We start from the raw sequence: 24,145 nt of genomic DNA on the forward strand, positions 1-24,145 counted from the left end.
CTGCTGGAGAAGAGGTGAAAGCTATGTTGAACCGTGAGCTCGAAGTCACTCTGAATCTGGCTTTCAAAGAGGCGCGTACCAAACGTCATGAGTTCATGACGGTTGAACACCTCCTGTTGGCCCTACTGGACAATGAAGCTGCAGCGACCGTGCTGCGGGCCTGTGGTGCCAGCTTGGACAAGCTACGCCACGATCTGCAGGAATTCATTGATTCCACCACTCCACTTATTCCTCAGCACGATGAAGAGCGTGAAACCCAGCCTACGCTTGGCTTCCAGCGTGTTCTGCAGCGTGCCGTATTCCACGTGCAGAGTTCTGGCAAGCGGGAGGTGACCGGTGCAAACGTGCTGGTCGCGATTTTCAGCGAGCAGGAGAGTCAGGCCGTATTCCTCCTCAAGCAGCAGAACGTCGCGCGTATCGATGTCGTCAACTACATCGCGCACGGTATTTCTAAGGTGCCTGGTAATGCCGGCAGTCCGGAAAACGACGCGGAAATGCAGGACGAGGACGGTAGTGAGCCGGGTTCGTCCGGCAATCCTCTGGATGCTTATGCGAGCAATCTGAATGAGTTGGCGCGCCAAGGGCGGATCGATCCGCTGGTGGGGCGTGAGAATGAAGTCGAACGTGTCGCGCAGATTCTCGCGCGCCGGCGCAAGAACAACCCGCTTTTGGTAGGTGAGGCAGGTGTCGGTAAGACAGCTATCGCTGAAGGCCTGGCGAAACGCATCGTGGATAACCAGGTCCCGGACCTGCTAGCTGATAGCGTCGTCTACTCGCTGGATCTGGGCGCGCTGCTGGCGGGCACGAAGTACCGGGGCGATTTCGAGAAGCGCTTCAAGGCGCTGCTCGGCGAGTTGCGCAAGCGGCCGCACGCCATTCTGTTTATCGATGAGATTCACACGATCATCGGCGCTGGCGCTGCCTCGGGTGGCGTAATGGATGCGTCCAATCTGCTCAAGCCCTTGCTCTCTTCCGGTGAAATCCGCTGCATCGGCTCCACGACTTTCCAGGAATTCCGTGGGATTTTCGAGAAGGATCGCGCGCTTGCGCGGCGCTTCCAGAAAGTCGATGTCACCGAGCCGTCGGTCGAGGACACGATCGGCATTCTGCGCGGCCTGAAGGGACGTTTCGAGCAGCATCACAACATCGAATACAGCGATGAGGCACTTCGTGCCGCAGCAGAATTGGCCTCGCGCTACATCAACGATCGGCATATGCCTGACAAGGCCATTGACGTGATCGATGAGGCGGGCGCCTATCAGCGCCTGCAGCCGGAAGAGCAGCGGGTGAAGTGCATCGATGTCGAACAGGTTGAAGACATCGTGGCGAAGATTGCGCGGATTCCTCCTAAGCACGTCAGCAGCTCGGACAAGGAGCTGCTGCGTAACCTCGAGCGCGATCTGAAGCTCACGGTGTTTGGCCAGGATGATGCGATCGACTCGCTGGCGACAGCCATCAAGCTTTCACGGGCTGGGCTGAAGGCTCCGGACAAGCCGGTCGGATCGTTCCTCTTTGCCGGGCCTACCGGTGTGGGTAAAACCGAAGCTGCACGCCAACTGGCCCGAGCGCTGGGCGTCGAGCTGATCCGTTTCGACATGTCCGAGTACATGGAGCGCCACACCGTGTCTCGTTTGATCGGCGCGCCTCCGGGATATGTTGGGTTCGACCAGGGAGGCTTGTTGACTGAGGCGATCACCAAGCAGCCACATTGTGTGCTGTTGCTGGACGAAATCGAGAAGGCGCACCCCGAGGTCTTCAACCTGCTGCTGCAGGTCATGGACCATGGCACGCTGACGGACAACAATGGTCGCAAGGCCGACTTCCGCAACGTGATCATCATCATGACCACCAATGCTGGCGCGGAAACCGCGGCGCGGGCTTCTATCGGCTTTACCTTGCAGGATCATGCATCCGACGCGATGGAAGTCATCAAGAAGAGCTTTACGCCAGAGTTCCGCAACCGTCTGGATACCATCATCCAGTTCGGCCGCCTGAGTCACGAAGTCATCAAGAGCATTGTCGACAAGTTCTTGATCGAACTGCAGGCGCAACTCGAAGACAAGCATGTGACGTTGGAGGTGTCAGATGCTGCGCGCAGCTGGTTGGCTGAGCATGGCTACGACGCGCAGATGGGTGCGCGGCCGATGGCACGGCTAATTCAGGACAAGATCAAGAGGCCGCTGGCCGAAGAGATCCTGTTTGGTGAGCTGGCCGAGCATGGTGGTGTGGTTCACATCGATATTCGGGGCGGCGAGCCGTTCTTCGAATTTGAGACCACTGCAGAGCTGGCCTGACCTGAGCTATGTAGTATCGAGCGCCCGGCTTCGGCCGGGCGTTTTTCGTTCCGGCGTTGCGTGCGGCCATTGCTGGTTGTTTGCTGCTGCAACAAAAAAGCCCGGTAAAACCCGGGCATTTTTCTCGCGGCTCGCTTAGCGGGCGCGGTAGGTGATGCGACCCTTGCTCAGATCGTAGGGGGTCAGTTCCACGCGAACCTTGTCACCGGTAAGAATCCGGATGTAGTTCTTGCGCATCTTTCCGGAGATGTGCGCAGTAACGACGTGCCCGTTTTCCAACTCCACACGAAACATGGTGTTAGGCAGGGTGTCGACGACAGTACCTTCCATTTCGAAGCTGTCTTCTTTCGACATTCAGTAAAGTCCTCGGTGTCCAGATGAGTGACCCGGCGCATGCGTGCGCGGGCAAAAGCGGCAAGCATTGTGCCCGAAATGGGTCGATGAGCCAAGGACTTCAGCTGAGCGTTACCCAGCGCTGGTTGACCAGCAGTTCGATGGGGCGATATTCGGTCTTGTAATTCATCTTCCGGCAGTTCTTGATCCAGTAACCGAGGTACACGGCCTTCAGGCCGAGACGCGCTGCTTCGCCGATCTGCCAGAGAATCGCGTAGCGTCCCAGGCTACGCCGTTCTTCTTCTGGATCGTAGAAGGTGTAAACGGCTGAGAGTCCGTTGGGTAGTACATCGGTGACCGCAACCGCGAGCAGTCGTCCATCCAGCCTGAATTCATAGAAACGGCAAAATGGCAGGTCGCGCACCAGGAAAGTATTGAACTGCTCACGGCTGGGCGGGTACATGTCGCCATCTGCATGGCGCTTTTCGATGTAATTCGCATAGAGCGCGTAGAGTTCTTCGCTGAACGCCGGCCGAACGCAACGTACCTGCAGGTCAGCGTTGCGTTTGAGAATTCGTTTCTGCTGCCGGCTGAGATCCGGCGAGCTTGCCGGAATGCGAGCCGGAATGCAGGCCGAGCAGCGCTGGCAGTGGGGGCGGTAGAGGTGATCGCCGCTACGCCGGAAGCCCATCTCCGAGAGTTCCGCGTACACCTGTGCGTCCATTGGCTGGCTGGGATCGAGGAACAGTGTGGTGGCCTGTTCATCGGGCAGATAGCTGCACGCATGGGGCTGGGTGGCGTAGAACTTGAGGCGAGCCAGTGAAGTCATGGTCAACTCTCAGAAATCATGAGCTCAGTGTAGGTCAGCTTGTGGCAGCCGACTAGGCGCGCCAGTCAGCTGCGCTGGGCTGATCCAGATGTTCGGCAAGCGCGGCGGCGAATTGCTCACGCGCAATGCTGCGGGCGCCGAAACTTTCCAGATGACGTGTCGGCATCTGGCAGTCAATCAGGACAAACCCCCAGTCACGCAGCTGCTCCACCAAGGTGACGAATCCAACCTTGGACGCATCGGTGGCGCGACTGAACATCGACTCGCCGAAAAATAGCTTACCGATTGCCAGGCCGTAGAGTCCTCCGACGAGATGCTGCCCATGCCAGACTTCCACCGAGTGCGCGACGCCCATTTCGTGCAGCTGAATATAGGCCTGCTGCATCGGTGTGGTGATCCAGGTTCCGTCCGCATAGCTACGAGGCCCGGCACAGCCCTGGATCACTTCGGCGAACGCTTGATCGAAGGTCACCTTGAAGTCACCCTGACGGAGGCGCTTGCGCAGGCTGCGCGACACATGCAGTTCGTTGGGGAACAGCACCGTTCGCGGATCGGGAGACCACCACAGCAACGGCTGTCCATCCTGGTACCAGGGAAAGCAGCCATGGCGATAGGCAGCCAGCAGGCGTTCATGGCTAAGGTCACCCCCGGCGGCCAGAAGGCCGTTGGGCTCTCGCAAAGCCGCTTCGAGAGGAGGAAAACTAAGGTCGTCGCGCTTTAGCCAGGTCAGCATGTCGCCACGCAAATGCAGGTAGGGGAGGGCGGGCCTGGGCCCGCCGCAAGATCAGTTGTCGAGGTACTTTTCTGCGTCCAGAGCGGCCATGCAGCCGGCGCCGGCCGAAGTGATCGCCTGGCGATAGACGTGATCAGCTACATCGCCAGCAGCGAAGACTCCAGGGATGCTGGTGCAGGTGGCATCACCTTCGCCGCCACCTCTGATCTTCAGGTAGCCATCCTTCATTTCCAGCTGGCCTTGGAACAGGTCGGTGTTCGGCTTGTGGCCGATGGCAATGAATACGCCGGCGAGGTCCAGCTTGTTTTCTTCGCCGGTGAGGGTGCTCTTCAAACGGATACCGGTCACGCCGCTGGCATCGCCGAGTACTTCCTCGAGAGTATGGTTCCAGTGCAGGCGGATGTTGCCGTTGGTCGCCTTGTCCATGATCTTGTCCTGCAGAATCTTCTCCGACCGCAGCTTGTCGCGGCGGTGAATCAGATGGACTTCCTTGGCGATGTTGGAGAGGTACAGCGCTTCCTCGACCGCGGTGTTGCCGCCGCCGATCACCGCGACCACCTGGTTGCGGTAGAAGAAGCCGTCGCAGGTGGCGCAGGCCGATACACCACGGCCGGCGAACGCCTCTTCAGAGGGCAGGCCGAGGTACTGAGCCGAGGCGCCGGTGGCGATGATCAGGGCGTCGCAGGTATAGACGCCGCTGTCGCCGCTCAGGGTGAACGGGCGCTGCTGCAACTCTGCGGTATGGATGTGATCGAAGACGATCTCGGTGTCGAAGCGCTCGGCGTGCTTCTGCATGCGGACCATCAGGTCCGGGCCGGTCAGGCCCTCTACGTCGCCGGGCCAGTTGTCGACTTCGGTGGTGGTGGTCAGCTGACCGCCAGGCTGGATGCCGGTGATCATCAGTGGCTTCAGGTTGGCGCGGGCAGCGTATACCGCAGCGGTATAACCGGCCGGGCCGGAGCCGAGGATGATCAGACGCGAATGCTTGACTTCACTCATAAAAAGCCCTCATAAGCCTTTGTTGCAAATAGAGAAGCGTGCTCCAGTCGAGCCGCGTCGGGAAATCGGGCGTTTATGCTACACCGAAGCATCGGCAAAAGCCCAAGCCGCCGCGGAACCCGCATGCCATCGAATCGACAAACCCGTACAATGCCGGGGTTCTGGCTGACTACGGTTCATCGCGCCGCAGGCGCAGGAAAGAAAGCGTTTTGAAGAATTCCTCATCTACCGCGCCGACAACTGTCTGGCGACAGCAACTGCACTATCGCCTCAAGGAAGGCGCGTTGATAGCGCTCGGTGCGCTCTGCGTCTATCTGTGGATGGCGCTGCTTACCTACGATCCGGGCGATCCTGGCTGGACCCACACCAGCAATGTCGACCAGGTCCGCAACGCTGCCGGCCGTGCCGGCGCCTGGTTTGCCGATGTTCTGTTCATGGCGCTGGGCTACTTCGCCTATTTGTTTCCCCTGTTGCTTGGCGTCAAGGCCTGGCAAGTGTTCCGTGCGCGCCACCAGCCCTGGGTGTGGAACGGCTGGCTGTTCTCCTGGCGCCTGATCGGCCTGGTTTTCCTGATTCTGTCCGGATCCGCGCTGGCCTATATCCATTTCCAGGCTGCTCCTGGCCTGCCCGCATCTGCCGGCGGTGCGCTGGGCGAGAGCCTTGGCCAGTTGGCCGTGCTGTCCCTTAACGTACAGGGCAGCACTCTCGCGCTGCTGGCGTTTTTCCTGTTCGGTCTGACGGTGTTCACCGATCTGTCCTGGTTCAAGGTGATGGACATCACCGGCAAGATCACGCTCGACCTGCTGGAGTTGATCCAGAGCTTCTTCAGCCGCTGGTGGAATGCCCGCGCCGAGCGCAAGCAGCTGGTCGCGCAACTGCGCGAGGCGGACGATGTGGTGAGCGAGGTGGCCGCACCGATGGTGCGTGATCGCCGTGAGCAGGCCAAGGTCAAAGAGCGCATCATCGAGCGCGACGAGGCACTGGCCAAGCACATGAGCGAGCTCGAGAAGCGTCCGGCCCCCGTGATCACGCCGCCCGCACCGCCGAAACCGGCGGAGCCGAGTAAGCGCGTACTCAAGGAAAAGCAGGCGCCGCTGTTCGTCGATACCGCGGTCGAAGGCAGTCTGCCGCCGATTTCCATCCTCGACGTCGCCGAGAAGCAGCAGAAGCAGTATTCGCCGGAATCCCTCGAGGCCATGTCGCGATTGCTCGAGATCAAGCTCAAGGAGTTCGGCGTCGAGGTGGTGGTCGAGTCGGTGCACCCCGGCCCGGTGATCACTCGTTTCGAGATCCAGCCTGCTGCGGGGGTCAAGGTCAGCCGCATTTCCAACCTGGCCAAGGATCTGGCGCGCTCGATGGCCATGGTCAGCGTGCGCGTGGTCGAGGTCATTCCGGGCAAGACCACCGTGGGTATCGAGATTCCCAATGAGGACCGGCAGATCGTCCGTTTCTCCGAGGTACTGTCCTCCGCGCCTTATGACGACGCCAAGTCGCCGGTCACCCTGGCGCTCGGCCACGATATCGGCGGCAAGCCGGTCATCGCCGACCTGGCGAAGATGCCGCACCTGCTGGTCGCCGGTACCACCGGCTCTGGTAAGTCGGTGGGGGTCAACGCGATGATCCTGTCGATCCTGTTCAAGTCCACGCCGGAAGAGGCGCGGCTGATCATGATCGACCCGAAGATGCTCGAACTGTCGATCTACGAGGGCATTCCGCACCTGCTCTGCCCCGTGGTCACCGACATGAAGGAGGCCGCCAACGCGCTGCGTTGGAGCGTCGCCGAGATGGAGCGCCGCTACAAGCTGATGGCGGCCATGGGTGTGCGCAACCTGGCCGGCTTCAATCGCAAGGTCAAGGAAGCGGAAGAGGCGGGCACGCCGCTGACCGATCCGCTGTTCCGTCGCGAAAACATGGATGACCAGCCGCCGCCGTTGAAGACGCTGCCGACCATTGTCGTGGTGGTGGATGAATTCGCCGACATGATGATGATCGTCGGCAAGAAGGTCGAAGAACTGATTGCCCGTATCGCGCAGAAGGCACGTGCGGCGGGCATCCATCTGATCCTTGCCACCCAGCGTCCGTCGGTGGACGTGATCACCGGTCTGATCAAGGCCAACATTCCGACCCGCATGGCCTTCCAAGTGTCGAGCAAGATCGACTCGCGCACGATCCTCGACCAGGGCGGCGCCGAGCAGCTGCTCGGCCATGGCGACATGCTCTACCTGCCGCCGGGCACCGGCCTGCCGATCCGCGTGCACGGTGCGTTCGTCTCCGATGACGAGGTGCATCGTGTAGTCGAAGCCTGGAAGGCCCGCGGCGCTCCCGACTACATCGAGGACATCCTCGCCGGCGTGGAGGAAGCCGGCAGCGGCTTCGATGGCAGTGGCGGCGAGGGCAGCGGCGAAGGCAGCGAAGAAGACCCGTTGTACGACGAAGCGGTTCGTTTCGTCACTGAAAGCCGCCGCGCGTCGATTTCCGCCGTGCAGCGCAAACTCAAGATTGGCTATAACCGCGCCGCGCGAATGATCGAAGCCATGGAAATGGCTGGCGTGGTGACATCCATGAACACCAACGGCTCGCGCGAGGTCATCGCGCCGCCACCCATGCGCGATTGAATCGCTTCGAGGGCTACATGCAATTGATCCGTTTGCTGTGTGCATCTGTCCTGATGGTCGCTCTGGCACCGGCACATGCCGACCAGGCAGCGTCCACCAAACGTCTGACGGGCTTGCTCAACCAGGCCGAAACCTTGACCGGCCGCTTCTCGCAGCTCTCGCTCGATGGCAGCGGCACCCAGCTGCAGGAGACCTCCGGCGAACTGGCACTCAAGCGTCCCGGCCAGTTCCGCTGGCACACCGATGCGCCAATGGAGCAGCTGTTGGTGTCCAACGGCAAGAAGGTCTGGCTGTATGACCCGGATCTCGAGCAGGTCACCATCCAGGAGCTCGACCAGCGCCTGACACACACACCGGCACTGCTGCTGTCCGGCGACGTCTCCACCATCAGCGAGAACTTCGAGGTCTCGCACAAGGAGGCGGGAGACGTGGTGGACTTCACCCTCAAGCCCAAGGCCAAGGACACCCTGTTCGACAACCTGCGGCTGTCCTTCCGCGGCGGCGTGATCAATGACATGCAACTGATCGACAGTGTCGGTCAGCGCACCAATATCCTCTTCATGGGGGTGAAGATGAATCAGCCGCTCAAGGCCGACCTGTTCACCTTCGAGATTCCCGAGGGTGCCGACGTCATCGCCGAGTGATCGGCGTTCGGCATCCGTTTTTCACGGCGGGCCTGCCTGGCGGGCCCTGCAATCGAGGTAATCCTGCCGGCAATGGACCTGTTCAGCCGCGAACCCGTCGCCCAGCCACTTGCCGCGCGTCTGCGCGCAGCCAGCCTCGACGAATACGTCGGGCAGGAGCATCTGCTTGCCCGTGGCAAGCCGTTGCGTGAGGCGCTGGAGCAGGGAGCGTTGCACTCCATGGTGTTCTGGGGGCCGCCCGGGGTCGGCAAGACCACCCTGGCGCGGCTCTTGGCCAAGGTCTCCGATGCCCATTTCGAGACGGTTTCCGCCGTGCTCGCCGGGGTCAAGGAGATTCGCCAGGCGGTGGAGATCGCCAAGCAGCAGGCGGCGCAGTACGGCCGGCGGACCATCCTGTTCGTCGACGAAGTGCACCGCTTCAACAAGTCCCAGCAGGATGCCTTCCTGCCCTATGTGGAAGACGGCACGCTGATCTTTATCGGCGCCACCACCGAAAATCCTTCCTTCGAACTCAACAACGCGTTGCTTTCCCGTGCCCGCGTCTATGTGCTGAAAAGCCTCGACGAAGCGGCCTTGCGCAAGCTGGTGGCGCGCGCGCTGACCGAGCCCAAGGGCCTCGGCGAGCTCAACCTCACCCTGCCGGAGGAGAGCTTCCAGATGCTGCTGGCGGCGGCGGATGGCGATGGGCGGCGGCTGCTCAATCTGCTGGAGAACGCTTCCGACCTGGCCGAGCAGGGCGGAGTCATCAGCACCGACCTGCTGCAGGACCTGCTGGGTGACAGTCGCCGTCGTTTCGACAAGGGCGGCGAAGCGTTCTACGATCAGATATCGGCGCTGCACAAATCGGTGCGTGGCTCGAATCCGGATGCCGCGCTGTACTGGTTCGCACGCATGCTAGATGGCGGCTGTGACCCGTTGTACATCGCTCGCCGAGTGGTGCGCATGGCCAGCGAAGAAATCGGCAATGCCGACCCCCGCGCGCTGCCGCTATGCCTGAACGCCTGGGACGTGCAAGAGCGCCTGGGCAGCCCGGAAGGGGAGCTGGCCGTGGCGCAGGCGATCGTCTATCTCGCCTGCGCGCCGAAGAGCAACGCCGTCTATACCGCGTTCAAGGCGGCCATGCGCGATGCTGCCGAGAACGGTTCGCAGGAAGTACCGCTGCATTTGCGTAACGCACCGACCAAGCTGATGAAAGAACTCGGCTACGGCAACGAATATCGCTACGCCCACGACGAACCGGATGCCTACGCGGCGGGCGAGGATTATTTCCCCGAAGCCATGGAGCCGCGGCGTTACTACCATCCGGCTCCACGCGGCCTGGAAAGCAAGATCCGCGACAAGCTCGAGCACCTCGCCCGGCTCGACCGCGAAAGCCCCATACAACGGAGAAAGGAATGATCCGCATGGCTTTCGCCGTCGCCTGCGGCGGCGTGATCGGGACCCTGTTGCGCTTTGCCCTGGCGACCTGGGTCAGCGCGCAATGGCCGCGGCATTTCTATCTGGCCACGTTGGCCGTGAATCTGCTTGGCTGTCTGCTGATCGGCTATCTCTATGCCACCTTTCTCGCCCGGCCGGACATTTCACCCGAGCTGCGTGGCGCACTGATCATCGGCTTTCTTGGCGCACTGACGACCTTCTCCAGCTTCTCACTGGACGCCCTGCGGCTGCTGGAAAGCGGCCAGCTGGCGACTGCCTTCGCCTATGTCGGCGGCAGCGTGTTCGGTGGCCTGTTGGCGGCCTGGGCCGGGCTGGCGCTCGCCAGGTTATGAACCGGCGCCTGTTCACAGTAAACTTCGCTCCCTCTTCGCCCTTCATCCAAGCTTTCACAGACGAGACCCACCATGCTTGATTCGAAACTGGTACGCACTCAGCTACAGGACGTGGCGGCCCGCCTGGCCACCCGTGGCTACCAGCTGGACGTGGCGCGCATCGAAGCGCTGGAAGCTCAGCGCAAGACCGTGCAGACCCGCACCGAACAACTCCAGGCCGAGCGCAACGCGCGCTCCAAATCCATCGGTCAGGCCAAGCAGCGCGGTGAGGACATCGCGCCGTTGCTCGCCGACGTGGATCGCATGGGCTCGGAACTCGAATCCGGCAAGCAGGAGCTGGACCGCATCCAGACCGAACTCGACCAGCTGATGCTGAGCATTCCCAACCTGCCGCACGAGTCGGTGCCGGTCGGTGCGGATGAGGACGAGAACGTAGAGGTTCGCCGCTGGGGTACACCGAAGACCTTCGACTTCGCCGTTCAGGATCACGTCGCCCTGGGCGAGCAGCATGGCTGGCTGGACTTCGAAACCGCGGCCAAGCTGTCCGGAGCCCGCTTCGCCCTGATGCGCGGTCCGATCGCCCGCCTGCATCGCGCGCTGGCGCAGTTCATGATCGACCTGCACACCCGAGAGCATGGCTACGAAGAGGCCTACACGCCGTATCTGGTACAGGCCCCGGCGCTGCAGGGAACCGGTCAGCTGCCGAAGTTCGAGGAAGATCTGTTCAAGATCAGCCGCGAAGGCGAGGCGGACTTCTACCTGATCCCGACCGCCGAGGTGTCGCTGACCAACATCGTGGCCGGCGAGATTCTCGATGCCAAAGAGCTGCCGCTGAAGTTCGTCGCCCACACACCCTGTTTCCGCAGCGAGGCCGGCGCCTCCGGGCGCGATACCCGCGGCATGATCCGTCAGCACCAGTTCGACAAGGTCGAGATGGTGCAGATCGTCGAGCCGTCCAGGTCCTTCGAGGCGCTGGAAGAGTTGACCGGTAACGCCGAGAAGGTGTTGCAACTGCTGGAACTGCCTTACCGCGTGTTATCGCTGTGCACCGGCGATATGGGCTTCGGTGCGACCAAGACCTATGACCTGGAAGTCTGGGTGCCGAGTCAGGACAAGTACCGCGAGATTTCTTCCTGCTCCAACTGCGGTGATTTCCAGGCGCGGCGCATGCAGGCGCGTTATCGCAATCCGGAAACCGGCAAGCCGGAGCTCGTGCACACCCTCAATGGTTCGGGCCTGGCGGTCGGTCGTACCCTGGTCGCCGTACTGGAGAATTACCAGCAGGCCGACGGAAGCGTTGTGGTACCCGACGTGCTGAAACCATACATGGGTGGTATCGAAGTCATCGGCTGAGGCTGCGGCGCTGCGTCATCGCGGTTCGGCATCAGGCCGGATCCTTGATATTCGACAAGGGGCATCGCGGCCGTAATGGCTGTGATGCCCTTATCACCAACGACCCTCCAGGATTCGCCCATGGAATACCTCCCGCTGTTCCACAATCTCCAAGGCCGCAGGGTGTTAATCGTCGGGGGCGGTGAGATTGCGCTGCGCAAGGCGCGGCTGCTGAGCGAAGCCGGAGCACGGCTGCGGGTGGTGGCGCCGAGTATCGAGGCGCAACTGGCCAAACTGGTAGAGGCGGGCGATGGCGAATGCCTCGATCGTGGCTATGACCCGCAAGACCTGCAGGGCTGTGTGCTGGCCATCGCAGCCACCGATGACGAGCCGCTGAATGCCGCGGTTTCGCAGCACGCCAATGCGTTGGGTATGCCGGTCAACGTGGTCGACTCACCGCAGCTGTGCAGCGTGATCTTCCCGGCTATCGTCGACCGCTCGCCGCTGGTGATTGCGGTTTCCAGTGGTGGCGATGCACCGGTGCTGGCGCGGTTGATCCGCGCGCGTATCGAGACCTGGATTCCGGCAGCCTACGGCCAGCTGGCCGGGCTGGCCAAGCAGTTCCGCGCTCAGGTCAAAGCCAAGTTTGCCAATGTCCAGCAGCGGCGGGTGTTCTGGGAGGAAACCTTTCAGGGACCGATCGCCGAGCAAGCGTTGGCCGGTTGCAGCGCCGAGGCCGAGCGCCTGCTGGCGGAGAAGCTTGCCGGTGCAGCGCCGCGCACACTGGGCGAGGTCTATCTGGTAGGTGCCGGCCCGGGCGATCCCGACCTGCTGACTTTCCGTGCCCTGCGCCTGATGCAGCAGGCCGATGTCGTGCTCTACGACCGTCTGGTTGCTCCGGCGATCATCGACCTGTGCCGGCGCGATGCCGATCGCATCTACGTCGGCAAGCAACGTGCGGATCATGCTGTGCCGCAGGAGCAGATCAACCGGCAGCTGGTGACACTGGCCAAGGAAGGCAAGCGCGTGCTGCGGCTCAAGGGCGGTGACCCGTTCATTTTCGGCCGGGGTGGCGAAGAAATCGAAGAGCTGGCAGCCAACGGCGTGCCGTTCCAGGTGGTGCCGGGCATTACCGCCGCCAGTGGCTGCGCGGCCTATGCCGGTATTCCGCTCACTCATCGCGATCATGCGCAGTCGGTACGTTTCGTCACCGGGCATCTCAAGGATGGCAGCTGCGATCTGCCCTGGGCGGAACTTGCCGCGCCAGCGCAGACGCTGGTGTTCTACATGGGCCTGGTGGGCTTGCCGGTGATCTGCCAGCAACTGATTGCCCATGGGCGTTCGGCGGATACGCCTGCGGCGCTGGTGCAGCAGGGTACCACCACCAATCAGCGAGTCTTCACCGGAACGCTGGAAACCCTCGCCCAACGTATCGCCCAGGAGCAGGTGCAGGCACCGACCTTGCTGATCGTCGGTGAAGTGGTTCAGCTACGCGAGAAACTGGCCTGGTTCGAAGGCGCTCAGGCGAGCGCCTAGCGGGAGATCGAGGCTATCTGCGCCGTTTCAGCGGCGCAGATAAGCGGTGAAATCGATGTCCCCGGCAGAGAGAATCGCCTGAACACGGTTATGCACGTTGAGCTTGCGCAGAATCGCCGAGACGTGTGCCTTCACCGTAGTCTCGGCGATATCGAGGTTGTAGGCGATCTGCTTGTTCGACTCACCCTTGGTCATGCGCTCGAGCACCAGCAGTTGCTTGCGCGTCAGCGCCTGCAGCAGCTCTGGCGGGATCGACGGCTCGTTGTGATGGGAGTGGCGGCTGCTCGGCTTCTGGCTGCGGATGATGTCCGAAGGCAGGTAGACGTTGCCGTTGAGGATTTGCTCGATGGCGTCGGTCATCTGCGCCCGCGGCGAGGATTTGGTGATGAAGCCGACCGCGCCATAGGTAATGGCCTGCAGCACGATCTGCTTGTCCTGCTCGGCCGAGACGATCACCACCGGAATCGTCGGCGCCTCGTTGCGCAGGTTGATCAGGCCGTTGAGGCCGTGCATCCCGGGCATGTTCAGGTCCAGCAGCACCAGATCGAGATCGTCGTGCTCCAGCGTCAAGGCAAGGGCGCTGTCGAGGTCGGCAGTTTCGAGAATTTCGCTGTCGGGGAAGCCGTCGCGAATGACGTTATGGATGGCTTCACGGAACAGCGGATGGTCGTCCGCAATCAGGATCTTGTACAAGGCCGGTCACCTCTTTGTTGTGATTATGGTGGGGGCATGGGGTGAACTACTCGTCGCCAGGCAGGGGCTCCGGCGTAGCAGGGTGCAAGCGCAGGCCCGCCTGTTCCCAGCCATCCACCCCGTCTCGATACCAGTACAGTCGTTTGTAGCCCAGCCCATGTGCGCGCCTGGTGGCGTTCCAGCCGAGCCAGCAGTCCGAGCGGCAGTAGAAAACCAGCGGCCGCTCCTGATCGCCCCCGCTCACGCGGGCCAGATTATCGCTGAAATAGCTGGCCCACTGCGGTTGCAGATTTCCATCGCCGGTGTTCGCCAGCCAGATGCTGCCCGGCAGGTTGGCGTGGGGCTCGCTGTCTATGAAGCGACCAGCCAGCCACTGGCTGCGATATACGTCCACCAGCACCACGTCAGGCTCCTTCGCGAGCAACGCCTGCAGAGCCGCGGTGTCCAGCGTTTGCGCGCCCTCGGCGGTTGCCGGCGTCGGGCTGCGGTATTGCGTCTGGCGGTAACCCTCGGCAGAGAACAGCGCGAGCTGCTCTTCGGCCACGGCAGTCACGGACATGCCGAAACCAGGCAGCGCGGCGATCAGCAAGGGCAGCAGCGACCTGAACATAGTCCGTATTCCATGGCGTTTTGATAGGTCGATTACAGAGCAATGGGCTTGTCTTTTAAATCCTACGATGGAGGGGAAAACCGGTACCAAAGTAGTAGATCGCTCAAGCTGAGCGGCGCAAGGCTGCGTGTTGTGGGTTGAAGCTGAGCACCGCCAGAAGGCTGAACAGCAGGGTCAGCCCGAGGCAGACCATCAGTGCGGTCGGCGCCAGGCGCAGATAAAGCGCATGACGGACCAGCTCCACCGCGTGAGTGAAGGGATTGAGGGCGCAGATCCAGTACAGCCACTCGCTCGCCTCACGCATCTTCCACAGCGGGTAAAGCGCCGAGGAGAGAAAGAACATCGGAAAGATGACGAAATTCATCACGCCGGCGAAATTTTCCAGCTGCCGAATGCCGTTGGAGAGCAGCAGGCCCAGGGCGCTGAGCAGTAGTGCCACCAGCAGCAGGGCGGGCAGGGCGACGAGCAGTCCCAGTGGTGGAGGCTGTACGCCGTAGAACCAGGCGATAGCGAGAAAGGCATAGACCTGCAGCAAGGAGATCAGCGCCGTGGCGACGAGTTTGCTGGCCAGCAGAAAGCTGCGCGGCAGCGGACTGGTCAGCAATACGCGCATGCTGCCCATCTCGCGGTCGTAGACCATCGACAGTGAACCCTGCATGCCATTGAACAGCAGGATCATGCAGGTCAGCCCCGGCACGATGTAGGTCTCGTAGGTGATGTAGGTGTCGTACGGCTCGATGATGGCGATGCCGAGCGCCGCACGAAAACCGGCGGCAAACACCACCAGCCAGAGCAGCGGCCGCACCAGGGCGCTGAAGAAGCGCGAACGCTGCTGCACGAAGCGCAGCCATTCGCGCAGAACGATACCGCGCAGGCATTCCCAGTAGATGATCATGAGCGTTTCCGCTCCGAATCGAGGAGCGCGCGCGTGCCGTGAGCCGCCTCTGGGTTGGAAGCCGACATCGCGTGCACGGTTTCGATGGTGCGCGGCGTGCTGTCCAGCACGGCACTCTGGTGGCCGAGATTGCTGCCGGCGCCGTGGGCCTCGTTGCCGGTCAGTCGTGCAAAGCTCGCGGCCAGGTCTTCACCCTCGGTCGCCAGGTCCGCGGCACGGCCTTGGGCCACCAGGCGGCCGCGGTTGAGCACCAGCAGATCGTCGTCGGCGCGAACTTCATCGAGCAAATGCGTGGTCCACAGCACGCTCATGCCCTGTTCCTGGCAAAGCATGCGGACATGCTGGTTGAGCGCCTGGCGGCTGGCGGGATCGAGGCCGGCGCTGGCCTCATCGAGCAACAGCAGCTCGGGCCGGTGCAACAGGGCACGGGCGATTTCCACTCGGCGACGGTGACCACCGTTGAGTTCGCGCACCTTGCTGCGTCGCCGCTCGCCGAGCTGCTGGCGCTGCAGTTCCAGCTCGATGCGTTCGTTCGCCACGGCACGTGGCATGCCATGCAGCGCCGCGTGGTAGCGCAGGTTCTGTTCGACCGTGAGGTCCAGGTCCAGTGTGCTCTGCTGGAAGACCACACCCAGGCGCGCAAGGGCCTTGCGCGGCGTTTCGCGCAGATCGAAGCCGGCGATACGGATCTGCCCCTGCTGCAGGTCGTACAGCCGGGTCAGCAGTGCGATCAGGGTCGACTTTCCCGCTCCGTTCGGCCCGAGCAATGCCGTGAAACGTCCTTGCGCTGCAGTAAAACTCACCTCGTCCAGTGCCCTTCGCTCACCGTAGGCGAACGCGACATCGCTGACCTCCAGCGCAGTCATGGTGCGACCACCACGCCCCAGGGATAGCGGCCGACTTTGATCGACTTGGTGACCTTCAGCTTGTCCACGTCGATCACCGAAACGTCGCCGCTGACGCCGTTGGTGGTCAGCAGCAGGCTTTCGTCAGGATTGAACGCCATGTGCCAGACGCGGCGACCCACCAGCAGGTAGTCGAGCACCTCGTAGGTCTTCGCATCGACTACGGCGATGTGATTGGCCGGACCGAGCGCGACGAAGGCGTACTTGCCGTCGGAGGTGAGCTTGATGCCCACCGGCTGGACCTTGTCCGGGTGCACGCCCTTGATCTTGAAGGTCAGCGTCTTGAGGATCTCGCGCTTATCGACGTCCACCACGCTGACCGTGCCGCCGATCTCGGCCGAGGCCCAGAGCAGCTTGCTGTCCTTGGTGAACTCCACGTGGCGAGGGCGCTGGTCGACCAGGGTGTTGTCGACCAGTTCGTTGGTGCTGGTATCGATCCAGTGCAGCATGTTGGTGGTTTCGCTGGTGTTGACCGCCCACTTGCCGTCCGGGCTCACCCCCATGCCCTCAGGCTCGACGCCGACGTCGATCTGCGCCAGCACTTCTTCCTTGTCGACATCAACCACGGTTACCAGCGCGTCGTCTTCATTGGAGATGTACAGCCACTTGTTGTTCGGGTGCAGGGCGAACTGCTCGGGATCGGCGCCCGACGGCAGCTGCTTGATGATCTGCCGCGTGGCCAGGTCCATCACCTGCACGGTGTCCGAGTCGCTGGCGCAGATGTACAGCAGCTTGTTGTCATGGGAGAGCGTGAGGCCGCGCGGGCGCATGCCGACTTCCAGCGTCTCGACGGTTTCCATCGTGTCCAGGTTGATCACGCTGATGCTGTCGTCTTTCTCGTTGGAGACGTAGGCGGTGGCGGCGACAGCCGAGCCTGCGGCAAGGCTGAGGGCAATGGCGATGGCGGACGCAAGGGCAGTTCTGGGCATGGTTGGACTCTCTTGTCGTTATTGTGTGATGGGGGCAGTGGCGTCGCTGCTGTCCAGCTGACGCAGATAGTCTTCGGCTTCTTCCTGGCCGCCGGCGGCTGCGCGCTGCAGCCAGTGGCGTGCGGCGACCTGATCGGCTTCGACGCCACGACCTTCGGCCAAGGCGACGCCCCAGTGGTAGCGCGCCAGGCTGACATAGCTGGCATCGTCCGGTTGCTCCGCGCCTTGCTTCAGCAGTTCGGCGGATTTGCGCAGGTCCGGCGCCATGCCGCTGCCGCTCTCGTACATTTGCGCCAGCGAGATCATCGAGTAGACGTCGCTCCAGCGCGCCACGCAGTCTTCGAAGATCGCCTTGGCGGCATCGAAGTTGCCGGTCTTCGCCGTCACGTAGCCGTAGAGACATTTGATGCGCTTGGGGCTGTCGACATAGGCCTCATAGCCCAGCTCGTCGGCGCTGGCGGGCTGTGTGGCAAGGCCGAGCAGGGCGGCTGCACCGAGACGGATCATGAGGGTGCCTCGTTCAGGCGGCAGCTGCTTTCCGGTGCGTCGAAGCCGAGGGTGTCCAGTTCGCTGGTGGGATGCAGGAAGCCATCCTGCGGCGAGTTCGATACCAGTGCGCGCGGGTGTACCAGCGGGATCGGCTGGCGCAGCTGGCCATTCCATGGGCGGAAGCTCAGCTTGCGACCCTTGAAACCATCCAGTGGCAGCTCACCGCTGAGCGACAACTGACGGATTGCCGCAGCGTCCGTGCTACGCAGGCGGGTGACCGCCGCCGCGAGGCTGCGTACGCCCATCCAGGCGGCGAAATCGCGGTCGTTCATCCAGCGCTTGGCATGCGCCTCGAAGCGTTTCTGCAATTGCGCGGCACCGTAGGTTTCCACGGTCTTGTGCCAGCCGGTGGCGATCAGGCCCTGGGTGCCGGCCACCGGGCGCGGCAGCCAGGTGTGATACGGCACGTACTCACCGAAGTCGCCACGCTCGTCGGCCACCAGCACCACGTCGTATTCGGCGCCCTGGGTGAACAGCGGCATCTCGGCCTGGGCACTGCGGCGCTGGTCGTTATCGAAACTCCAGGGCTTCTCCTCCACGATGCGGTGACCGAAGCGTTTGGCCGCGCGCCGCAGAGCCTCGGCATAGGCCTGATCCTCAGCCGTAGGGCCGACGATCAGCATCCAGCGATTCCAGCGGCGTGTCGCGAGAAACTGGCCGAGCGCATCGGCGAGCATGCTGCGGCTGGGCAGGGTGTGCAGCACATTCGCCAGGCAATTCTGGCTGCGCAGTGCATCGTCGGCACTGCCAGCGTTGATCAGCAGCGCCTCCGGCATGGCGTCCGACAGCTGGCGCAGGGATTCAGCCGGAGCGTTGACCACGAACAGGCGCAGGCCGTCGGCGTACTGCCTGGCGGCCTGTTCCAGGAGTTCGTCCGGCGTTTCGCTGGTGGCCGCTTCGAGCACATAGCTGTGCTTGAGAAAACGCCCCGTGCTGTTGCTGTCGGTGATCGCCAGTTCGGCGCCGCGCAGGCCGGCGTCTTCAGGCTCGGGAATGACGTTGGAGAGCACAGGGCCGGTGTCTGGGCGATAACCGAGATAACCGATGCGTATCGCCAGCTCCGGGCTGGCAGCCGCTGCAGCGAATTGGGTGCAGCAGGTGAGGGCGATCAGCAAACCGGCTCGTCGAAATACGTGGCGCATGGGCGGCTCCTGTGACGTTGCAGGCAGCATAGGAACCGGGGCGCAGCGGGGAAATATGCAGAAAGTACCGCTCGAGCGGTACCAAGGTAGTAGGTAAGCGAGCGGCGCCTACCCCTAGCATGGCCTCGTCCGATAACAATAACGAGGCCATGCCCATGCCCACTTACAAAGCGCTGCTGCTCAACCTGCTGTTCGTTGGCAGCCTGGTCGGATTCGATCACAGCCACGCCGCCGGTGACCTGACCCGTCGTACGCAGGCCCTGCCGGATTTGAAGTTCGGTTCCGAGCAGAGCGATTACGCCGTTTCGCAGAACGAATATCAGCTGGAGACCGGCGTCGCCTATCAGCTCAAGGTCAGCTCCGATGGCCAGAAGGAGTGCGCATTCCAGGCCCCCGAGTTCGCCAAGTCGATCTTCTTGCGCAAGGTCGAGGCCGGTGGCGTGGAGATCAAGGCGATCACGCTGGTCGAGCTGGAGTTCGAGGATGCCGGCGAGGCGGAAATCTTCTTCCTGCCCGTCAAGCCGGGCAGCTATCCCTTCTACTGCAAGGGGCTAGAGAACAAGGGCATGGAAGGCCGGTTCGTGGTCAAGTGACGCGAACTGGCGTTCGGCGCTGATCACTGGGAGTTGCCGATATGTCCGCACTCTGGCGAATCAATCTGCTGGTCACGCTGCTCTTCACGCTGATCGCCATGGTCTGTCTGGCGGTGTTGCTGCGCCAGGCCGCCCACGATGTAAAGCGTGAGCTCGATGCCGCCGCCGCGGTGGTCGGCTATCTCGGCGAGATGGCCGAGCGTGATCCCGACTCCCTGCGCCCTGGGCTGACCGATAGTTTGCGCCACGTGCGCGTGCGCTGGCTGGACGCCAATGAATTGGTGCCCGCCGGTGTCGATCCGGTGTTCGACGGCTGGCTCGGCGCCTGGTTGTACCCTGCCGAACTGTCATCGCCCCGCGTCCTTGAGCTTTCCAACGGCCAGCGGCTGCAGATCAGCGTCGATCCGCATGACGAAGTGGAAGAGGTCAGGGACTCGTTGCTGCAGCTGCTGGTACTGTTCGGCCTGGCGCTGCTGCTCTGCCTGCTGGCGATTCGCTGGGCCGTGCGCCCCGGCATGCGAGTGCTCAGCGAATTGCTTGGCGCGCTGGTAAGCATCGCCGACGGCCGGCTCGACACCCGCCTGCCATCGCATCGCTTCGCCGAGTCGCGCAAGCTCGCCGAGCGCTTCAATCACATGGCCGCTGCACTCGAAGAGGCGCGAGCCGATAACGATCAACTGACCCAAGCGCTGCTGGCGCTGCAGGAACGTGAGCGCACCCGGCTGGCGCAGGCGCTGCATGACGATCTCGGCCAGTATCTGGCCGGCATCCGCGCGCGGGCCTGCCTGCTGCGCGTCCAGGCCGAACAACCCGACGCCATTCGCGAAACCGCGGCGCACCTCGAGCAGCACAGCCTCGATCTGCAGAATGGTTTTCGCACGCTGGTGCGTGATCTATACCCGGTGATGCTCGATCACCTGAGCCTGGAAGACGCCATCGGCCAACTCGCCGAGCAGTGGCAGAGTACCCAGGGCATCGCGTGCGAAATCCGGTTGCGCGGACCGATTCCAGTGCTGTCGATGGACGCCAAGGTGCATCTCTATCGCATGGTGCAGGAGGCGCTGACCAACGTGGCGCGGCATGCGCGCGCGACTCATGTGTGCCTGCATCTGTGTGGGGATCACAACGGGCTGCGCCTGCTGCTACGGGACGATGGCCATGGGCTGCCGCCAGAGCGGCCGGGCGTCGGCCTGCGTTCGATGATCGAGCACGCGCGCTGTCTGGGTGCCCGGCTGCGTGTGCGTCACCGCGCCGGCAAGGGTTGGGCGCTCTATCTCAAGTTGCCTTTGCAAGGAGCCACGTCATGAAGATTCTGCTGGTGGATGACCACGCGGTAGTGCGTCAGGGCTATGCGAGCCTGCTCAAGGCACTGCTTCCGGAAGTGACCGTCAGTGAAGCCGCCAGCGGGGAGCAGGCGCTGGAACAGGTGCAGGAGTCGATTCCCAGCCTGGTCGTGCTCGACCTCGGCCTGCCGGGCATCAGTGGTCTGGAAACCTGCCGGCGCTTGCGTCAGCGGCTCCCGTTGTTGCCGGTGCTGGTGTTCAGCATGCACGACGAGCTGGCGCTGGTTCGGCAGGCACTGGATGCCGGCGCCTCCGGCTATCTGACCAAGCGCTGCGCGCCGGACGTGCTGGTCGAGGCGGTGCGCAAGGTGCTCGCCGGGCAGACCTTCATCGAGCAGCCGCTGGCGACCGAGCTGGCTTGCCAGCGGCCGTCGCAGTCGCCAATCAAGGGGCGACTGGCCGAGATGACGCCGCGTGAAATGGAAATCTTCATCATGCTCGCGCGGGGCATCGGCAATCGGGAGATCGCCGAGCGGCTGTGCATCAGCAGCAAGACCGTCTCGAACCACATGGCCCTGCTGAAAAGCAAGCTGGAGGTCAGCTCCCAGGCCGAACTCGTGCACCTGGCCATCGACCAGGGTTTGCTCCGAGTCGGTGACCGCATGCTGTGCGAGGCCTGATCGGCCTCTAACCGTTCGTATCCTCCTGGCTTCCTGCGGCGATGCGGCGCATGCTTGCCTGCTTAGTCCGCAGCACCTCTTCAATTTATTCCCAGAACAACGCCCGCCCGTCTGTACAAGGCGGGCGGGCGCTTGTGCCTTGCGAAAGTCGTGGGCCCGAGCTAGTGCGCTGGTCGTAAGACCAATCTCCATGCAGTCGGGAAGTTTTCCCGCCAGAGCCGGGAATTCTTCCCTGTCGGCACCGCGGCATGGCTCTCGATAATCGCGTCTGGCAGGTTGCCAGCATGCGGTTGCCCGCGGTTCTCGCCGCGTCGCGAATGCCGGTAGCCTGGCCAGACCGATTGGCCAACAAGAACAAGGACCACCCATGCCGTATCAGCTCTGTTGCAGCGCGATGCCCCGACGTACGCTGCTGTCCCTCGCTATCGCCGCGCTGTTGCCGGCGTCCGTTCATGCCGAGCAGATGCTCGATCTCGGCAGCCAGGAGGTGGTCGGTACCACGCCGCTGCCGGGCATCGAGCTGCCGAAGGATCAGGTACCGTCCAACGTCCAGTCGCTGGATGACGAGGACCTGCGGCGGCTCGGCGGCCAGTCGCTGGCCGAGAAACTGCAGCGCGGATTGCCGAGCGTCAACATCAACGAGATCCAGGGCAATCCGTACCAGGCGGACCTCAACTATCGTGGCTTCACCGCCTCGCCGCTGCTCGGTACGCCACAGGGCCTTTCGGTGTTTCTCGACGGCGTGCGGGTCAACGAAGCGTTCGGCGATGTGGTGCACTGGGACCTTCTCCCGAACACCGCCATTGCCAACATGGCCCTGGTGCCGGGCTCGAACCCGCTGTACGGCCTGAACACCCTGGGCGGCGCGCTGGCGCTGCAGACCAAGCGTGGCGATACCCATCCAGGTGGCTCGGCGGAGCTCTACGGCGGCTCGTTCGGACGCCAGGGTGGTGCCATTGAACAGGGTGGCAGCCATGAGGAATTCTCCTGGTACTTGGCCGCCGAGGGCATGGACGAGGACGGCTGGCGTGACCATTCGCCATCCGAGGTCCGCCAGCTGTTCGGCAAGTTCGCCTGGACCACCGACACCACCGATCTGGCCCTGACGCTGGCACACGCCGACAACGACCTGATCGGCAACGGCCTGATCCCGGAGAGCATGTACGACCAGCGGCGCGAGGCGATCTTCACCCATCCCGACCAGACCGAGAACCGCAACCACCTGATGGCCTTGTCCGCGAGCCACTGGCTGAACGACAACGATCGGCTGTCCGGCACGGTCTATCTGCGCCGCACACGTACCGCGACGCTCAATGGCGACGGCAACGATGAGTACGAGGATGAATACGAGGCGTGGGAAGACGGCGGCTTTATCGGCGAAGGGCCGGAGAGCGGCGTGCTGAACCGTACCCGCACCACGCAACGAGCCTATGGGCTGGCGCTGCAGTGGGCGCGGCATGTCGGTGCGCATCAGTTCGCCTTCGGCCTGTCCCACGACAATACTCGCGCCAGCCTCCACCAGAGCGAGCAGGGCGGCGAGCTGACCGACGCGCGCGGCATCACCGCCAGCGAAGAGGAAGAACAGGCCAACAGTCTGCTGGGACGCACCCGTACTTCCAGCCTCTATGCCACCGATACCTGGGCGCTGACCGACGCGCTGCAGCTGACCGGCTCGCTACGCTACAACCGCACCCGCGTGGTCAACACCGATCGCATGGGCGATGCGCTGAATGGTGACTTCACCTATCGCAAGCTCAATCCCGCGCTGGGTTTTGCCTGGCAGCTGCAGCCGGCGGTGACGGTCTACGGCGGCTTCTCCCAGGGCAACCGCGCGCCGACGCCAATCGAGCTGGGCTGCGCCGATCCGGCGAAACCCTGCAGCCTGCCGAATGCCATGGCGGCCGATCCCTTCCTCGAGCAGGTGGTCACCCGCACGCTGGAACTCGGTGTGCGTGGCGAACTGGCGGGTGGCACCCGCTGGAACCTCGGGGCCTTTCGCAGCGTGAACCATGATGATCTGCTCTTTGTCGGCACCGGCGGCAGCATGGGCTACTTCACCAACTTCGGTCGCACCCGCCGCCAGGGCATCGAACTGGGGCTGGCCGGCGAGCAGGGGGCGTTCGACTGGCGAGTGGACTACACCTATCTGCATGCGACCTTCCGCTCCGCGGCCTGCATCCTGGCCGAGAACAACAGCACCGAAGGCGAGGGCGGCTGCCCGGACGACGAGATTCGCGTGTCCAGCGGCGACTATTTGCCGGGCCTGCCCAGGCACAACCTCAAGCTGGGGCTGAACTGGAACCTCAACGAGCGGCTGCGAGTCGGCACCAGCGTCCTGGCGTACTCGTCGCAGTACGTGCGCGGCAACGAGAACAACCGTCATCAGCCCAACGACGAGGTAGAAGGCAGCGGCAAGCTGCCAGGTTACGCGGTAGTCAACCTCACGGCCGATTACCGCTTCGCCCGTGATTGGACCCTGTTCGGTCGGGTCGACAACCTCTTCGACAAGCGTTACGCCACCGGCGGTGCGCTGGCCGAGAATCCGTTTGTTGGCGCCGGCAACGCCTTCGAATCGGACCCGGACGAATGGCGTCACGAGCAGTTCATCGCTCCTGGCGCGCCGCGGGCGGGCTGGGTGGGCGTGCGTTATCGCTGGGATGCGCTATAACCGATCAGTCGCAGCAGCACCGAACATGCCGGGCCTTTGCGCTCGGCATGCTCGCATCCGCAAGCTGCGTTCGGTCTGCTTCCGGTCCAAGGTATGTGACGCGAAATCATCACC

22 protein-coding genes are annotated in these 24,145 nt (G+C 63.0%); 11 read left to right on the forward strand and 11 right to left on the reverse strand.

The genetic code is table 11. The annotated features are described in order from the left end of the window. The first annotated feature begins 23 nt into the window (after positions 1 to 23). Positions 24 to 2,294 (forward strand): ATP-dependent Clp protease ATP-binding subunit ClpA, encoded by a 2,271-nt coding sequence (gene clpA, locus P5704_000640; GenBank protein WOF79047.1) that lies wholly within the window; start codon positions 24 to 26, stop codon positions 2,292 to 2,294. Between the two features lie 135 nt (positions 2,295 to 2,429). Here clpA and infA read toward each other — a convergent pair whose 3' ends face one another. The 4 genes from infA to trxB all read right to left on the reverse strand — a co-directional run bounded on the left by infA (position 2,430) and on the right by trxB (position 5,188). Beyond that, positions 2,430 to 2,648, reverse strand: coding sequence for a translation initiation factor IF-1 (gene infA, locus P5704_000645; protein ID WOF79048.1), 219 nt, complete (start codon positions 2,646 to 2,648; stop codon positions 2,430 to 2,432). A 100-nt stretch (positions 2,649 to 2,748) separates the two neighbouring features. After that, positions 2,749 to 3,456 (reverse strand): arginyltransferase, encoded by a 708-nt coding sequence (locus P5704_000650; GenBank protein WOF79049.1) that lies wholly within the window; start codon positions 3,454 to 3,456, stop codon positions 2,749 to 2,751. 52 nt (positions 3,457 to 3,508) lie between these two features. Then, positions 3,509 to 4,189 (reverse strand): leucyl/phenylalanyl-tRNA--protein transferase, encoded by a 681-nt coding sequence (aat, locus tag P5704_000655; GenBank protein WOF79050.1) that lies wholly within the window; start codon positions 4,187 to 4,189, stop codon positions 3,509 to 3,511. Between the two features lie 51 nt (positions 4,190 to 4,240). Then, positions 4,241 to 5,188 carry a thioredoxin-disulfide reductase gene (gene trxB / locus P5704_000660; GenBank protein ID WOF79051.1) on the reverse strand — a complete coding sequence of 316 codons (948 nt, stop codon included), beginning with the start codon at positions 5,186 to 5,188 and terminating at the stop codon, positions 4,241 to 4,243. A 161-nt stretch (positions 5,189 to 5,349) separates the two neighbouring features. On the opposite strand from trxB, the gene ftsK reads away from it, so the two are divergent. The 6 genes from ftsK (at position 5,350) to cysG (ending at position 13,084) form a co-directional block, all read left to right on the forward strand. Next, complete coding sequence (gene ftsK, locus P5704_000665) at positions 5,350 to 7,803, forward strand: DNA translocase FtsK (GenBank protein ID WOF81139.1); 2,454 nt, start codon at positions 5,350 to 5,352, stop codon at positions 7,801 to 7,803. A 17-nt stretch (positions 7,804 to 7,820) separates the two neighbouring features. Continuing rightward, on the forward strand, positions 7,821 to 8,447 hold the full coding sequence (gene lolA, locus P5704_000670; protein WOF79052.1) for an outer membrane lipoprotein chaperone LolA: 627 nt from the start codon (positions 7,821 to 7,823) through the stop codon (positions 8,445 to 8,447). A gap of 72 nt (positions 8,448 to 8,519) precedes the next feature. After that, on the forward strand, positions 8,520 to 9,845 hold the full coding sequence (locus P5704_000675) for a replication-associated recombination protein A (GenBank protein WOF79053.1): 1,326 nt from the start codon (positions 8,520 to 8,522) through the stop codon (positions 9,843 to 9,845). Then, entirely contained in the window at positions 9,842 to 10,216 is a 375-nt protein-coding gene (crcB, locus tag P5704_000680) for a fluoride efflux transporter CrcB (protein WOF79054.1), read from the forward strand. Before P5704_000675 ends, crcB begins: the two co-directional genes overlap by 4 nt. 72 nt (positions 10,217 to 10,288) lie before the next feature. Then, positions 10,289 to 11,569: a serine--tRNA ligase gene (gene serS / locus P5704_000685; GenBank protein ID WOF79055.1), complete on the forward strand. Its 1,281-nt coding sequence runs from the start codon at positions 10,289 to 10,291 to the stop codon at positions 11,567 to 11,569. A gap of 120 nt (positions 11,570 to 11,689) precedes the next feature. After that, positions 11,690 to 13,084 (forward strand): siroheme synthase CysG, encoded by a 1,395-nt coding sequence (cysG, locus tag P5704_000690; protein ID WOF79056.1) that lies wholly within the window; start codon positions 11,690 to 11,692, stop codon positions 13,082 to 13,084. Positions 13,085 to 13,111: 27 nt separating this feature from the next. Here cysG and P5704_000695 read toward each other — a convergent pair whose 3' ends face one another. From P5704_000695 to P5704_000725, 7 genes are all read right to left on the reverse strand, one after another. Continuing rightward, positions 13,112 to 13,777 (reverse strand): response regulator transcription factor, encoded by a 666-nt coding sequence (locus tag P5704_000695; protein ID WOF79057.1) that lies wholly within the window; start codon positions 13,775 to 13,777, stop codon positions 13,112 to 13,114. A 46-nt stretch (positions 13,778 to 13,823) separates the two neighbouring features. Beyond that, positions 13,824 to 14,387 carry a PQQ-dependent catabolism-associated CXXCW motif protein gene (locus P5704_000700; protein WOF79058.1) on the reverse strand — a complete coding sequence of 188 codons (564 nt, stop codon included), beginning with the start codon at positions 14,385 to 14,387 and terminating at the stop codon, positions 13,824 to 13,826. A 103-nt stretch (positions 14,388 to 14,490) separates the two neighbouring features. After that, positions 14,491 to 15,282: an ABC transporter permease gene (locus tag P5704_000705; GenBank protein ID WOF79059.1), complete on the reverse strand. Its 792-nt coding sequence runs from the start codon at positions 15,280 to 15,282 to the stop codon at positions 14,491 to 14,493. Further along, entirely contained in the window at positions 15,279 to 16,148 is an 870-nt protein-coding gene (locus P5704_000710) for an ABC transporter ATP-binding protein (GenBank protein ID WOF79060.1), read from the reverse strand. The genes P5704_000705 and P5704_000710 overlap by 4 nt, the downstream gene beginning before the upstream one ends. Beyond that, a complete protein-coding gene (locus P5704_000715) occupies positions 16,145 to 17,116 on the reverse strand; it encodes a YVTN family beta-propeller repeat protein (GenBank protein WOF79061.1) in 972 nt (323 codons plus the stop codon). The genes P5704_000710 and P5704_000715 overlap by 4 nt, the downstream gene beginning before the upstream one ends. A gap of 18 nt (positions 17,117 to 17,134) precedes the next feature. Further along, positions 17,135 to 17,623, reverse strand: coding sequence for an SEL1-like repeat protein (locus P5704_000720; protein ID WOF79062.1), 489 nt, complete (start codon positions 17,621 to 17,623; stop codon positions 17,135 to 17,137). Next, entirely contained in the window at positions 17,620 to 18,807 is a 1,188-nt protein-coding gene (locus P5704_000725) for an ABC transporter substrate-binding protein (GenBank protein ID WOF79063.1), read from the reverse strand. Before P5704_000725 ends, P5704_000720 begins: the two co-directional genes overlap by 4 nt. Positions 18,808 to 18,962: 155 nt before the next feature. Between P5704_000725 and P5704_000730 the strand changes: the two genes are divergently transcribed. From P5704_000730 to P5704_000745, 4 genes are all read left to right on the forward strand, one after another. Next, entirely contained in the window at positions 18,963 to 19,400 is a 438-nt protein-coding gene (locus P5704_000730; GenBank protein ID WOF79064.1) for a copper-binding protein, read from the forward strand. Between the two features lie 41 nt (positions 19,401 to 19,441). Further along, entirely contained in the window at positions 19,442 to 20,707 is a 1,266-nt protein-coding gene (locus tag P5704_000735) for a HAMP domain-containing sensor histidine kinase (protein WOF79065.1), read from the forward strand. After that, positions 20,704 to 21,363 carry a response regulator transcription factor gene (locus P5704_000740; protein ID WOF79066.1) on the forward strand — a complete coding sequence of 220 codons (660 nt, stop codon included), beginning with the start codon at positions 20,704 to 20,706 and terminating at the stop codon, positions 21,361 to 21,363. The genes P5704_000735 and P5704_000740 overlap by 4 nt, the downstream gene beginning before the upstream one ends. A gap of 367 nt (positions 21,364 to 21,730) precedes the next feature. Further along, a complete protein-coding gene (locus tag P5704_000745) occupies positions 21,731 to 24,031 on the forward strand; it encodes a TonB-dependent receptor (protein WOF79067.1) in 2,301 nt (766 codons plus the stop codon). Positions 24,032 to 24,145 lie beyond the last annotated feature (114 nt).

Source organism: Pseudomonas sp. FeN3W (assembly GCA_030263805.2).
In the GTDB taxonomy this organism is placed as follows: Bacteria; Pseudomonadota; Gammaproteobacteria; order Pseudomonadales; family Pseudomonadaceae; genus Stutzerimonas; species Stutzerimonas stutzeri_G.

Bases quoted from the DNA above. Each gene is read 5' to 3' on its own strand.
- clpA (WOF79047.1), top strand. From the start codon at position 24: ATGTTGAACCGTGAGCTCGAAGTCACTCTGAATCTGGCTTTCAAAGAG.
- infA (WOF79048.1), bottom strand. From the start codon at position 2,648: ATGTCGAAAGAAGACAGCTTCGAAATGGAAGGTACTGTCGTCGACACC.
- P5704_000650 (WOF79049.1), bottom strand. From the start codon at position 3,456: ATGACTTCACTGGCTCGCCTCAAGTTCTACGCCACCCAGCCCCATGCG.
- aat (WOF79050.1), bottom strand. From the start codon at position 4,189: ATGCTGACCTGGCTAAAGCGCGACGACCTTAGTTTTCCTCCTCTCGAA.
- trxB (WOF79051.1), bottom strand. From the start codon at position 5,188: ATGAGTGAAGTCAAGCATTCGCGTCTGATCATCCTCGGCTCCGGCCCG.
- lolA (WOF79052.1), top strand. From the start codon at position 7,821: ATGCAATTGATCCGTTTGCTGTGTGCATCTGTCCTGATGGTCGCTCTG.
- P5704_000675 (WOF79053.1), top strand. From the start codon at position 8,520: ATGGACCTGTTCAGCCGCGAACCCGTCGCCCAGCCACTTGCCGCGCGT.
- crcB (WOF79054.1), top strand. From the start codon at position 9,842: ATGATCCGCATGGCTTTCGCCGTCGCCTGCGGCGGCGTGATCGGGACC.
- serS (WOF79055.1), top strand. From the start codon at position 10,289: ATGCTTGATTCGAAACTGGTACGCACTCAGCTACAGGACGTGGCGGCC.
- cysG (WOF79056.1), top strand. From the start codon at position 11,690: ATGGAATACCTCCCGCTGTTCCACAATCTCCAAGGCCGCAGGGTGTTA.
- P5704_000700 (WOF79058.1), bottom strand. From the start codon at position 14,387: ATGTTCAGGTCGCTGCTGCCCTTGCTGATCGCCGCGCTGCCTGGTTTC.
- P5704_000705 (WOF79059.1), bottom strand. From the start codon at position 15,282: ATGATCATCTACTGGGAATGCCTGCGCGGTATCGTTCTGCGCGAATGG.
- P5704_000710 (WOF79060.1), bottom strand. From the start codon at position 16,148: ATGACTGCGCTGGAGGTCAGCGATGTCGCGTTCGCCTACGGTGAGCGA.
- P5704_000715 (WOF79061.1), bottom strand. From the start codon at position 17,116: ATGCCCAGAACTGCCCTTGCGTCCGCCATCGCCATTGCCCTCAGCCTT.
- P5704_000720 (WOF79062.1), bottom strand. From the start codon at position 17,623: ATGATCCGTCTCGGTGCAGCCGCCCTGCTCGGCCTTGCCACACAGCCC.
- P5704_000725 (WOF79063.1), bottom strand. From the start codon at position 18,807: ATGCGCCACGTATTTCGACGAGCCGGTTTGCTGATCGCCCTCACCTGC.
- P5704_000730 (WOF79064.1), top strand. From the start codon at position 18,963: ATGCCCACTTACAAAGCGCTGCTGCTCAACCTGCTGTTCGTTGGCAGC.
- P5704_000735 (WOF79065.1), top strand. From the start codon at position 19,442: ATGTCCGCACTCTGGCGAATCAATCTGCTGGTCACGCTGCTCTTCACG.
- P5704_000740 (WOF79066.1), top strand. From the start codon at position 20,704: ATGAAGATTCTGCTGGTGGATGACCACGCGGTAGTGCGTCAGGGCTAT.
- P5704_000745 (WOF79067.1), top strand. From the start codon at position 21,731: ATGCCGTATCAGCTCTGTTGCAGCGCGATGCCCCGACGTACGCTGCTG.